General features: G+C 59.2%; 13 protein-coding genes. 7 read left to right on the forward strand and 6 right to left on the reverse strand.

All coding sequences use genetic code 11. The annotated features are described in order from the left end of the window. Positions 1-68 precede the first annotated feature (68 nt). Positions 69-1,112, forward strand: coding sequence for a Hint domain-containing protein (locus ACR0MJ_RS01040; RefSeq protein ID WP_480758516.1), 1,044 nt, complete (start codon positions 69-71; stop codon positions 1,110-1,112). 53 nt (positions 1,113-1,165) lie between these two features. Here the strand turns inward: ACR0MJ_RS01040 and ACR0MJ_RS01045 are convergent, their stop codons facing one another. Next, positions 1,166-1,735 (reverse strand): GcrA family cell cycle regulator, encoded by a 570-nt coding sequence (locus ACR0MJ_RS01045; protein ID WP_170397240.1) that lies wholly within the window; start codon positions 1,733-1,735, stop codon positions 1,166-1,168. A 126-nt stretch (positions 1,736-1,861) separates the two neighbouring features. Between ACR0MJ_RS01045 and ACR0MJ_RS01050 the strand changes: the two genes are divergently transcribed. Further along, complete coding sequence (locus ACR0MJ_RS01050; RefSeq protein WP_480592168.1) at positions 1,862-2,665, forward strand: ABC transporter permease; 804 nt, start codon at positions 1,862-1,864, stop codon at positions 2,663-2,665. On the opposite strand, the gene ACR0MJ_RS01055 is transcribed toward ACR0MJ_RS01050, so the two are convergent. Next, complete coding sequence (locus tag ACR0MJ_RS01055; protein ID WP_480758519.1) at positions 2,647-3,537, reverse strand: DMT family transporter; 891 nt, start codon at positions 3,535-3,537, stop codon at positions 2,647-2,649. The two genes, ACR0MJ_RS01050 and ACR0MJ_RS01055, sit on opposite strands and share 19 nt — an antisense overlap. A gap of 294 nt (positions 3,538-3,831) precedes the next feature. Between ACR0MJ_RS01055 and ACR0MJ_RS01060 the strand changes: the two genes are divergently transcribed. The 3 genes from ACR0MJ_RS01060 to ACR0MJ_RS01070 are packed head-to-tail and all read left to right on the forward strand — an operon-like array spanning position 3,832 to position 6,374. Beyond that, positions 3,832-5,019, forward strand: a complete 1,188-nt coding sequence (locus ACR0MJ_RS01060; RefSeq protein WP_170424237.1) for an aspartate aminotransferase family protein — start codon at positions 3,832-3,834, stop codon at positions 5,017-5,019. Between the two features lie 27 nt (positions 5,020-5,046). After that, complete coding sequence (argF, locus tag ACR0MJ_RS01065; RefSeq protein WP_170404219.1) at positions 5,047-5,973, forward strand: ornithine carbamoyltransferase; 927 nt, start codon at positions 5,047-5,049, stop codon at positions 5,971-5,973. Positions 5,974-6,029: 56 nt separating this feature from the next. Beyond that, on the forward strand, positions 6,030-6,374 hold the full coding sequence (locus ACR0MJ_RS01070) for a tautomerase family protein (RefSeq protein WP_170397231.1): 345 nt from the start codon (positions 6,030-6,032) through the stop codon (positions 6,372-6,374). Between the two features lie 27 nt (positions 6,375-6,401). Here ACR0MJ_RS01070 and ACR0MJ_RS01075 read toward each other — a convergent pair whose 3' ends face one another. Then, positions 6,402-6,998, reverse strand: coding sequence for a ferric reductase-like transmembrane domain-containing protein (locus ACR0MJ_RS01075; protein ID WP_480592288.1), 597 nt, complete (start codon positions 6,996-6,998; stop codon positions 6,402-6,404). A gap of 6 nt (positions 6,999-7,004) precedes the next feature. Next, positions 7,005-7,493, reverse strand: a complete 489-nt coding sequence (locus tag ACR0MJ_RS01080; protein WP_480758524.1) for a twin-arginine translocation pathway signal — start codon at positions 7,491-7,493, stop codon at positions 7,005-7,007. Positions 7,494-7,749: 256 nt separating this feature from the next. Between ACR0MJ_RS01080 and ACR0MJ_RS01085 the strand changes: the two genes are divergently transcribed. Then, the gene (locus ACR0MJ_RS01085) at positions 7,750-8,715 is read left to right on the forward strand and encodes a pirin family protein (RefSeq protein ID WP_170424227.1); all 966 of its coding nucleotides are present in this window, start codon (positions 7,750-7,752) and stop codon (positions 8,713-8,715) included. 65 nt (positions 8,716-8,780) lie between these two features. Further along, entirely contained in the window at positions 8,781-9,755 is a 975-nt protein-coding gene (locus ACR0MJ_RS01090) for a 2-dehydropantoate 2-reductase (protein ID WP_480758526.1), read from the forward strand. A 61-nt stretch (positions 9,756-9,816) separates the two neighbouring features. Here the strand turns inward: ACR0MJ_RS01090 and ACR0MJ_RS01095 are convergent, their stop codons facing one another. Beyond that, positions 9,817-11,295 (reverse strand): inorganic phosphate transporter, encoded by a 1,479-nt coding sequence (locus tag ACR0MJ_RS01095; protein ID WP_480758530.1) that lies wholly within the window; start codon positions 11,293-11,295, stop codon positions 9,817-9,819. 89 nt (positions 11,296-11,384) lie between these two features. Next, the gene (locus ACR0MJ_RS01100) at positions 11,385-11,843 is read right to left on the reverse strand and encodes an NUDIX hydrolase (protein WP_480758532.1); all 459 of its coding nucleotides are present in this window, start codon (positions 11,841-11,843) and stop codon (positions 11,385-11,387) included. Positions 11,844-11,916 lie beyond the last annotated feature (73 nt).

The raw sequence follows: 11,916 nt of genomic DNA on the forward strand, positions 1-11,916 counted from the left end.
CATCGAAAGACATGTGATTTATGCCGGATCCATACTTTTCTGAGCTCAAATACTTAGGTGGCCCGACCTTGGATTTTATTGAGGTCGCGGTTGACGCTGGTACGGATGTCTCGGGGTTGGTCGTGACGATCTATTTGAGCAATGGCTCGATCCGAACCACCAATACTCTGGCCGGTATCACGCCGACAACGGTTGCCGGTCGCGATATCTATGTCATCGACACGACAAGTTCCGGGACATTTAACGGATTGGGTAAAACCAATGGTATCTCGCTTTCCGAAGGGACAACGGTTTATCAGTTCAATTCTTTCAGCGATCCTCCAAGTCCCGGCCCGATCACTGCGAACACTGGCCCGGCCAATGGTATGCAATCCACAGTCATCGGGCAGGCCGGCGCTGGCGATTCCCTGATTTCGACCGACAATGGCGGCACATATACAGTCAATACCGATCCCACCCCGGGCAGCATCCCCTGTCTGACTGCGGGCACACTCGTATCCACTGATTTGGGTCCGGTGCCGGTAGAAGATCTGAAGCCTGGCCAGTTGCTTTTGCTGGCGCGGGGTGGCAACCAGCCTTTGCTGCAGATCTTGCGCCGTTCACTCACTGCGCGCGAGTTGCGCCGCAATCCGAAACTCTATCCAGTGCGAATTTGCGCGGGCGCACTTGGACAAGGCCTGCCCCGACGTGATCTGCTTGTCTCGCGTCAGCATCGCATGCTGGTGTCCTCGGCGATTGTGAAACGCATGTTCGGTCGTTCTGAGGTTCTGGTCGCCGCGATAAGGCTGACCGATCTGCCGGGGATTTATGTCGATGAAACCGTAGACAGCGTCACGTATTTCCATCTGGTCCTGGCGACGCACGAAGTGATTATCGCCGAGGGTGCCCCGACCGAGAGCTTGCTGATGGGACAGGAAGCGTTGAATTCACTCCCTCCTGCAATGGTCGAGGAACTTACTGTATTGTTTTCGGGCATTTCGACCGGGAGCCTATCGGATACCAGTTATCTGGTGCCGGACAACGCGCGTCAGAAACAGCTGGTGTCGCGCCACGCTCAACACGCCCGATCATTGCTATCCGACTATACGGAAAGCACCCGTTCCGCAGACTAATGTCGATCGGGCGCCGGCCAATCAAGGCCAACGCCCGCTGTCATGTCTAAGAATTACCGCCGACGATCTCTGCGCGAACTCATCGGCTGGAACGCCACGCCCACATGCGCTTCGCAATAGGGTTTGCCTGCCTCGACGGGCAGGCCGCAGAACCAGAAATCCTCGGTCGCGGGGTCGCCGACAGGCCATTTGCAGGTCTTTTCGGTCAGCTCCATCAAAGACAGCTTCTTGGCCTTCTTTTCAATCTCGTTGACCTTGGCCAAAGCCTCGGGGCTGATCTCATTGGCCGACGGTTGCGGAGGCAGCGGCTGGCCGGCGGGTATGATCTGGCGACGGGCCGGGGTGACCGGTTTGGCCTCGGGGGCTGGCACCGGACGGGCCGGTTCAGTCTTGGGTGTCGGTTTCGGTTTGGCCTCGGCCTTGGGCGCGGGGGCCGGTTTTTCCTTGGGCTCGGCCTTTGCCGGGCTTGCACCGGTGGCGCGATTCGACAGACCCAGACGGTGCACCTTGCCGATCACCGCATTGCGGGTCACGCCGCCCAGTTCCTTGGCGATCTGGCTGGCCGACTGGCCCTCGCCCCACATCTTTTTCAGCAGCTCTACACGCTCGTCAGTCCAGGACATCATTTGCCTTTCAAAAGCGGAAAGCGGCCCCGGATTCGGGCCGCCTTGGGAAATCATCTCAGCGCCCTATTCTAAACACTGCGGCCCGAGTTACAAGCGGTCTTCGAATCAGGTATGGGGCAGAGCATGCATAATCTCATGGATCACGACGCACGCCGCTTTGGCGCGGTGAATTGGATGGGCCTCTATACACTGGCGCAGCGCGAAACCCTGCGCTTTCTGGCCGTGTGGACGCAGACCCTGCTGGCACCGCTGGTGACGGCAGGCCTGTTCCTGCTGATCTTCAACATTGCCATTGGTCCCAGCCGACCGGATGTGATGGGGGTGCCGTTTCTGACCTTTCTGGCACCGGGCATCATGATGATGACCGTGATTCAGAACGCCTTTGCCAATACATCGTCATCGATGGTGATCGCCAAGGTTCAGGGCAATATCGTCGATACGCTGATGCCGCCGCTATCGCCGCTGGAAATCCTGTTGGGTTATCTGGCCGGAGGCATCGCCCGCGGAATCCTGATCGCCCTTGTTGTCGCAATCGCTCTGGCGTTGGTTCTGGGCATCGTGCCGCAGAACCCGCTGATCGCACTGATATTCGTAGTTTTAGGTGGCGCGTTCATGGGCGCGCTTGGGCTTTTTGCCGGGATTTTTGCCAACAAGTTCGACCAGATGGCGGCGATCACCAACTTCATCGTCACGCCTTTGGCTTTCTTGTCCGGCACGTTCTATTCTGTGCAGGCGCTGCCGCCAGTTCTCAATCGGCTTAGCCATGCGAACCCGGTCTTCTATCTGATTGACGGGTTGCGCTATGGGATGATCGGCGTGTCCGACAGCTCTCCTTGGTTGGGCATGGCGATCTGCGCCGGCGCGACGTTGTTGGTTGGAGGATTGACCTGGCAGATGTTGCGCACCGGCTACCGGCTCAAGGCCTGACGGTGTATCGCCTCGCGCCAGACCAGAATCAGACCTCCGGTCAGGATGATGGCCGAGCCGATCAGGCTGATCCCATCCGGTATCACCTTGAATACCGCGAAATCGTAGACGGCAGCGAAGATCAGGGTGGCGTAGCTGATCGGTGCCACAAAAGAGGCATCCGCCCGCGCCATTCCGTTGACGAAACAAGCCTGCGCACAGGCCATTAGCACACCAATCGAGGCCAGCGCCGCCCATTGCTGAGGCGTCGGCATCTGGAAAACGAAACTTACCGCGACTGTCGCAATGGTCAGACCCATCGCATTGTTGATCAGCAGAATCTGGATTGGTATTTCTCGGCCCGAGAGCTTTTTGATAAAGATCAGTTCCATCCCAATTATCACTGCTGCGGTCAGGGCCAGTAATGCAGCGGGTTGAAAGCTAGCGGGCGTCGGACGCAACAGAACCAAAGCACCGATCAAGGCCACGATGGCGGCCAACCAGCGCCACGGGCCGACACCTTCTTTCAGCAGCGGGATCGCCAACATCATGGCAAAGACCGGGTTCAGGAACGAGATAGCCGTCGCATCCGCAATCGGTATGAAAGCAACGGATGCAAACATCAGCGTGATCCCCAGCCAGCCGAAGCTTGTCCGTCCTAAATGCAGACCCCAATGCGGGCGGCTCAGGCGGGGGCGCATGATGCCGACGGCTGTCACGATTACCAGAAAGGCAAACAGAAACCGTCCATGGCTGATCTGCATCGGATGCAGGGCAGGGCCAAGCACATCCGTCCCCAGTGCTTTCGCCAGCAATGTGGTCCCTGCGAGAAGGGCGCTGGCCGCAAGGATCAGCAGGGCCGCAAGGGCAGGATTCTGACGTATCGGTGTCATGGTTCAGCCGTGCGCCAGCGTCGGGTAAATGACAAGCGGTAAATCCCGGTCTCAGAATGATTTTTGCCCCGATCGCAAAAACGGGGTTTTCAGACCCGGTGCGCCCCGCTATATGGCTTCACATGATCAATACCGCACATATCCTGCGCCTCCGACGCCGACGCCTGACCGCATAATCGGCCCGTTTGATCCATTTGCGCTGTCCAAATCCGCGCAAACCCCACCAAATCAGTTGACGACCATGGCCCCAGTGTATCACTCACAGGGCTCAAGCTATTCGAAAAGGATGATCCGATGATCCCGTCCGTTCTGCCGACCTATAACCGCGCGCCCCTGACATTCGTGAAGGGCGAAGGCGCCTGGCTGACCGAGGCGGATGGCCGACGTTTTCTGGATCTGGGCGCGGGCATAGCGGTAAACGCGCTGGGTCATGCGCATCCGGCGCTGGTGGCGGCCCTGACAGAACAGGCGCATGCGCTGTGGCATGTTTCAAACCTCTATAACATCCCGCAACAGCAGGCACTGGCGGACAAGCTGGTGGAACACACCTTTGCCGATACGGTGTTCTTCACCAATTCGGGCACCGAATCCTGCGAATTGGCCGTCAAAATGGCCCGCAAGTATTTCTATGACAAAGGTCAGCCCGAGAAGGTCGAGATCATCACTTTCGACGGCTCATTCCATGGCCGGTCATCGGCGGGTATCGCCGCCGCCGGGTCAGAGAAAATGACCAAAGGTTTCGGCCCGCTGCTGCCAGGCTTTGTCCATCTGACATTCGGAGACCTCGACGGTGTCACCAACGCCATCACCGACAACACGGCGGCCATCCTGATCGAACCGGTTCAGGGCGAAGGCGGCATCCGCCCCGTTCCGGATGCAGAGCTGAAAGCCCTGCGCCAGATTTGCGATGATAACGGCCTTTTGCTGATCCTCGATGAGGTCCAATGCGGCGTGGGGCGGACCGGCAAACTCTTTGCCCATGAATGGGCCGGCATCACGCCGGATATCATGATGGTCGCCAAAGGCATCGGCGGCGGTTTTCCTCTGGGTGCGGTTCTGGCCACCGAAGAGGCCGCCAGCGGCATGACGGCAGGCACCCACGGCTCGACCTATGGCGGCAACCCCTTGGGCTGTGCCGTTGGCTGCGCGGTGATTGATCAGGTCGCTACTCCGGCCTTCCTCGAAGGTGTGAATCGCAAGGCAGGCCTGCTGCGTCAGAAGCTCGAAGGCCTGATCGCGGACCACCCCGAAGTATTCGAGGAGGTGCGCGGCTCAGGCCTGATGCTAGGCCTGAAATGCAAGCCCGCCAATATCGACGTGGTCAACGCTGGCTATGACAACGAGGTCATAACGGTTCCCGCCGCAGATAACGTGATCCGCCTGCTGCCGCCGCTGACCCTCACCGAGGATGACATCGCACAAGCCCTGATCCGCCTCGAGAAAACTGCGGCACAAGTCGAAAACGCAATGGCTTCGGCCTGAACTCGCCTGATTAAAAAGTGAATTAAAATGAACCACTTCCTTGATATCCACAAAACTGACGCAGGTGATCTGCGGAACATGATCGATCAGGCCAGCGCGATGAAACAGGCGCGCCTTGGGCGTCCCAAAGCAGCCCCGGACGACGAACAGCCTCTGGCAGGCCGCATGGTTGCGCTGATCTTTGAAAAGCCGTCAACACGGACCCGCGTGTCCTTCGATGTCGGTGTGCGCCAAATGGGCGGGCAGACCATGGTGCTGTCCGGCAAGGACATGCAGCTGGGCCATGGTGAAACCATCGCCGACACCGCCCGCGTCCTGTCGCGCTATGTCGACATGATCATGATCCGAACCTTTGATGAAACCATCCTGACCGAGATGTCCGAATACTCGGACGTTCCCGTCATCAATGGTCTGACCGATCGTACACATCCCTGCCAAATCATGGCCGATGTGCTGACCTATGAAGAGCATCGCGGTCCCATCGCAGGAAAAAAGGTCGTCTGGACCGGCGACGGCAACAATGTCTGCGCTTCATTTCTGCATGCCGCCGGTCAATTCGGTTTCGACCTGACATTCACCGGCCCGGCGCAGCTGGACCCAGAAGAAGAATTCATGGGGCTTGCGCGCCAGAAGGGCTCGAAAATCGTGATCGAACGGGACCCGCACAAAGCTGTTGAGGGTGCCGACCTTGTAGTCGCCGACACCTGGGTCTCAATGCACGATTCCCAATCCGCGAAGGAGCGCCGCCACAACATGCTGCGCCCCTATCAGGTCAACGCCGAGCTGATGTCGCATGCCAAGCCAGACGCGTTGTTCATGCACTGCCTGCCTGCGCACCGCGAAGAAGAGGCCACATCCGAGGTCATGGACGGCCCGAACTCGGTGATCTTTGACGAGGCCGAAAACCGCCTGCATGCGCAAAAAGCCGTGATGCGCTGGTGTCTGGGCGTCTGAGGCCGACAGCAATCTGGGAGAGCCATAGATGGCTCTCTTAAATCTCGGAGCAACCAATGCCACACATCACTCTGGAATTCTCTGCCGGGCTCGAAAAAACTCATGATTTTCAAGCCATCTGTGAGCAGCTCTATTCCGAGCTTGCCGCGCATGAAGAATTCGATGCCCCAACACTCAAAATCCGTGCCACCTCGTTTCCGTATTTCCGCATCGGGACCGAACCGCAGACCTTCATTCATGCCACGCTCTTGTTGCTGCAAGGCCGAGATGAGGCAACGCGCGCCGAGTTGAACGCGATCATTCTGAATGTTCTGGCTGCGTCTGCGCCCACGGTCGGCAGTATCACCGTGCGGGATGTTGAAATAGATCGCGCGACCTATGCCAAACGCCTGTCAGCCTGACGCGGCCCCGGTATGCGTATGGGATGACTAAACGCGTCGGGTCACATCCCAGACCCGTAGTCTGGCGAGCGTAGCGACGCACGCCAGAACTACCAGCACACACAATGCGATCTTGGTCATGATCTCCATTGTGCCCTCAATCAGCAGGGCGTGTACGACACTGCCCAGAATGGTTACCAGCGCCAGTCCTGTGTGCCCCAGACGCCAGAGCCGAAATCGCAGGTTCAGGCGTAGCCGCAAAACACCCATTGTTGCTGCAGCAAAACCCGTCCACATCGCGATCACACCCCAGACGGAAAAGGGTGTGGCTGATACGAATAGAAGCGCGTCCACGGCATCCGGCGGGCTCGTGATCCACAAACCGCCCACATGGATTACGATCGCTGCGACAAGGGCCAGACCGCACCGCCTGTGCCATAAGCGGCTGCGCACAGGTGAAAGCCCAGGCAACCAGCGTCCGGCCAGCAAGGGTTGCATCAGCAGAAGGCACATCCCGACGATGCCCGCAAACCCGGCTAGGATGTAGATCGGCTCGCGCCACGCCAGATAAGGGCTGAATGCTGCCGCGATAACCGGCACCAGAAGGGCGACAATCAACGCTGCCCAGATCAGTATGCGCCTCAACACGTATCAGGCAGGCTGCAAGACGAAATGCGCGGCAAGCGTTTTATCCTTCGCGCTCGACATCACCGGGCGTAGGAAAACCGTTTCGAATTCGCCGCTGTCATAGGCGAGATGCCCATGCGGTTGGCCAAAGGCGGGTACGATTTGTGGCATCTCAAGCCGAAATTCACCGTTCGCATCCGTCAGCGTCGCCCCATGGCTGCGCTGGTCGCGCTCGTGCCCCTCGGTCGTATGCGCCCAGATCTGGATACGCTGGCCGGGCAAGGGGGCTCCGTCGCCTGCGCGGCGCACGGTGCCGGTCATCCAGAAACCTCCGCCGCCGATGCGCTGCACAATAGGGGCGCCGGGGCGATAGTTGTTCGATCCGCCCCGCATGGACGGGGTCGGTGCAACGCCCTGCGCCCGCGAGGGCGTGGTCAGCCCGGCCGTGCCTAGCGCTGCAAAACAGCCCGCCGTAACCAACGCGCTGCGGCGGGTAAGAAGAACGTGCGACATCGAGAGGGCTCCTTTCGATAACGGGCATGTTGTCTGGCCTGATACTCAATCTAGCACGTTTGTTGCGAAAGCCGAGTTAAGCTGGTCTGAAGATCGGGTCATTTCATCACCGTCACGTGAGCGTTGCCGCCGTTTCCGCCCATCGTGCACTGTATATGTGCACTCATGCGCTATGCCAGATAATAAATCATACTATATTCCACATTATCAAACATATTGAAGCCCAAGCCAGATCCTGACCTAAGGGAGAGCGAGAATGAGCTGGAATCCGACCCATACCCCCGACTGCCGGTCCGAGAACCCGGCGCTAGACAGCCTGATCATCCCCCGTGCCCGTGATCTGGGCGGGTTCGAGGTGCGCCGCGCGCTACCCTCGGTCAAACGGCAACTGGTCGGCCCTTTCATCTTCTTCGACCAAATGGGTCCGGCCGAATTCATCACCGAAGGCGGTATTGATGTTCGGCCGCATCCCCATATCGGACTGGGTACCGTGACCTATTTATATCAGGGCGAGTTTGAACACCGCGACAGTCTCGGCACGCATCAGATGATCTATCCCGGCGAGGTCAACTGGATGGTCGCTGGGCGTGGTGTGACCCATTCCGAACGTACCAGTGACCAAACACGCGGCAAGAAACACAGCCTGTTTGGCATCCAGACTTGGATCGCCCTGCCCGAAACTCACGAAGATATGGCCCCCGATTTCGAACACCACAAACAGGGCGCGTTGCCTCATATTCAGGATGCAGGCGTCAGCGCCCGCCTGATCCTTGGTTCCGCCTATGGCGAAACCAGCCCGGTCACCATGCTGTCCGAGACCTTTTATCTCGACGTCCAGCTCGAACCGGGTGCCTCCTTCCCACTGCCCGACAATCACGAGGATCGCGGTGTCTATGTCACCACAGGCTCGGTCGAGATCGCAGGCGACAGCTTCGAGGCGGGTCGCATGATGGTCTTCCGCCCCGGCGATCACCTGTCCGTGAAGGCCGGACCACTGGGTGCGCGGCTGTTGCTGCTGGGCGGCGCGACCTTGAACGAAGATCGCTACATCTGGTGGAACTTCGTCTCCTCTTCGAAGGAGAAAATCGAAACCGCCACACGCGAATGGAAAACTGCCGACTGGGCGAACGGCGCCTTCCACCTGCCGCCCGGTGATGATCAGGAGTTCATTCCGATCTCAGAAGACCTCGAACGCACCCGACCCAGACGCGCCCGCGTCTGACCTCACGTCACGCTGGCTCCGTTGAACGATCCCGGCGATCCTTGGAGGCACAGCGGAGGTAAGCCATGAATATCGTCATCGCCGGTGCAGGCAGCATTGGCTGCTTTTGCGGCGCATTGCTGGCCGCAGCGGGACACAGCGTGACGCTGCTGGGCCGCGCGCGGGTGCTGGACGCCATCCGGGGACAGGGGCTGACGGTGACAGATTTCTCGAACCTGCATCGGCACGTCGCCGCCGCACAACTCCTGCTCAGCGAAGACCCTGCCTGTCTTGGGGATGCCGAGTTAGTCATCGTCACGGTAAAAACCGGCGCGACCGCCGAGATGGCCACGCTGATCGCCGCATACGCCACGGAAACGGCCCCGGTTCTGTCTTGGCAGAATGGGCTCGAGAACGCCCGCACCCTGCGCACCGCTCTTCCCGGACGCGACGTTCGGGCTGGAATGGTGCCCTTCAACGTGGTGCCGACGGGCCCGGCAACCTATCACCGCGCCACATCGGGCGAGATCGTCATCGAGCGTGGCTCCCGGTCTCTGGCTGAACGCCTAAGCGCCCCAGATCTACCCGTCAGCGAAAGCGATCAGATCGAGGCAGTGCAATGGGGTAAGCTGGTGATCAACCTCAACAATGCATTGAACGCATTGTCCGGCCTGACCTTGCAAAACCAACTGCTCGACCGAAACTGGCGTCGCCTGATGGCTGATCAGATGGCCGAGGCGCAGCGTGTTTTGAAAGTCGCCGAGATCGAGGCCACCTCCACAACGCCACTACCCGCATGGATGACACCGCACATTCTACGTCTGCCAACGCCAATTTTTACACGAATTGCGGCAAAAATGCTGACCATCGACCCAAATGCGCGCACCTCGATGGCTTATGATCTGACGGCGGGTCGCCCGACCGAAATCGACAGTCTACAGGGCGAAATCATCAAACTCGGCCAACAGTACGCGATCCCAACCCCGATCAATAGCCGAGTCTCTCAACTCATCCACCAATCACCGGACACGCCGCTCACAGTCGACCAGATCATAACCTGATCCGTCTCTTCATCTGGCCTAAAATACCTCGGAGCGCGAGGCAGAGCCTCGCAAATTCCGATCAAGCGAACGCAGTCAAAACCCAGAAAATTAGCGCCGACATCACTGCCGCTGCAGGCACCGTGATCACCCAGGCCGCTACGATGGTCATGAAATGCGACCGCCGCACCAGCTTGCGCCGCCGCCGTTCCTCGCGCGCCAGTCGCAGCTCTGCAGGCCGCTGGCGGTTCGAGTATTTCCACCGCCGTTCTGCATGCCACTCCCGATAGAAGCCAACACCAAAGACGGCCCCAACCGCGATATGAGTCGAACTGACCGGCAGACCCAGCCAACTGGCGACGATGACCGTGATCGCCGCCGATAGCGCGACACAGAACGCCCGCATCGGGTTCAGCTTGGTGATCTGGCTGCCGACCATACGGATCAGCTTGGGACCGAACAGGAATAGGCCGAACGAGATGCCAAACGCGCCGATCACCATGACCCATGTCGGGATCGATACTTTCGTGGCAAAATCTCCGAACTCGGCCGCATGCACGATTGCCGCCAATGGACCCACCGCATTGGCCACATCATTGGCCCCATGCGCAAAGCTCAGAAATGTGGCCGAAATCACCAGAGGCAGACCAAACAATGTCTTCAACGACCGGGTCCGGTTCTCCAACCCTTCAGACTTGCGCTTGACCCACGGTACCGTCGCAGCCCAGACCAGGCCGCCAAAGGTCAGACCGATCAAAAGGGCAAATTGAAGATCAATTTTGACGATCCGCTTCAGGCCTTTGACCGACAAGTAGGTGGCAAACGCCCCTGCCATCACGGCAACCAGAATGGGCACCCAGCGCCGCGCTGCCGCGATCTTGTCGTCCTGATACTGGATCTTGTGTTTGATCAATGCCAGAAAGGCGGCTGCAATCATCCCGCCCAAAACGGGTGAGATCACCCAACTGGCGGCAATCGCGCTCATCGTGCCCCAGCTCACCGCACTTAGGCCCGCGGCAGCGATGCCCGCGCCCATCACGCCGCCGACAACCGAATGCGTGGTCGAAACCGGTGCTCCGACCCAGGTGGCCAGATTGACCCACAGCGCAGACGAGATCAGCGCCGCCATCATCGCCCAGATGAACACATTGCTGTTCTGCACAGACATCGGATCGATGATGCCCTTTGAGATGGTCGAAACCACATCGCCCCCGGCCAGCAACGCGCCCGCGCTTTCCGCGAGGGCGGCGATCAGGATCGCACCGCCCATCGTAAGCGCGTTGGCCCCCACGGCCGGGCCCATATTGTTGGCCACGTCGTTGGCGCCGATATTGATCGCCATATAGGCCCCGAACGCCGCCGCCGCGACCACGATCAACCCGCCATCGGCCCGCCCAAACAAAAGCGCTGCTGCCAAGCCTGCCAGCGCAATAAAGACCAGTGCAATTCCAGGCGCCAACAGAGGGCGTGCGACTTGGGCATTGGCGTGCTCAACACGCGAGATGCGCTTAAGGTCACGGTCCAGCGCGTGCCAACGGGCTTTGGTGGGGTGGTCTGACATCGGTTCACAACGGCTGTTTTGATTGATGCCCGCCGCTAAACGGTTCCGATGGACGCGGCAACCTTTGTCATGAGTTTTTTACAGAATTGTTACAATTGCAGTAGCAAGTCGCGCAATTCCGGCTCTTGCACGCGTCCGGCGGCCACCTTCGGGGACACCCAGCAGCGTTTGCGTTGATCGGCCTCGGGGTATTCATCCGCCAGATCGGTGACTTCAATCCGATAGACGCTGGTGATTACCGGCTGCGCCGTGCCGTCATTCAATCTTTTGTCGTAGGAGTAATGACCAACCGGATCTTTCTGCACTTCGGTTGCGCGCACCCCGGCCTCTTCCCAGGCCTCCCGCAGCGCGGTTTCCGGCCCGTTGAGCCCATCAATGGGCCAGCCTTTGGGGATAATCCAGCGTCCGGTGCCCCGGCTGGTGATCAACAGAACGTCGCTTTCTGGGCCTGCCTTGCGGGTACACAAAGCAGCAACCTGCACCTGGCTAGGGCGCTGGATCAGCGGTCGCGCGACCTCTTCCCAGATGTTGCGTATCCATTTCGTCATGTCAGGCCTGCTCGGGCGTATTCTTTTTGTAATTCGAAGAAGTTACATAATCATGTATCGCTGAGTTAACAAT

The sequence above is a fragment of the Ruegeria sp. C6 genome (genome assembly GCF_056537625.1).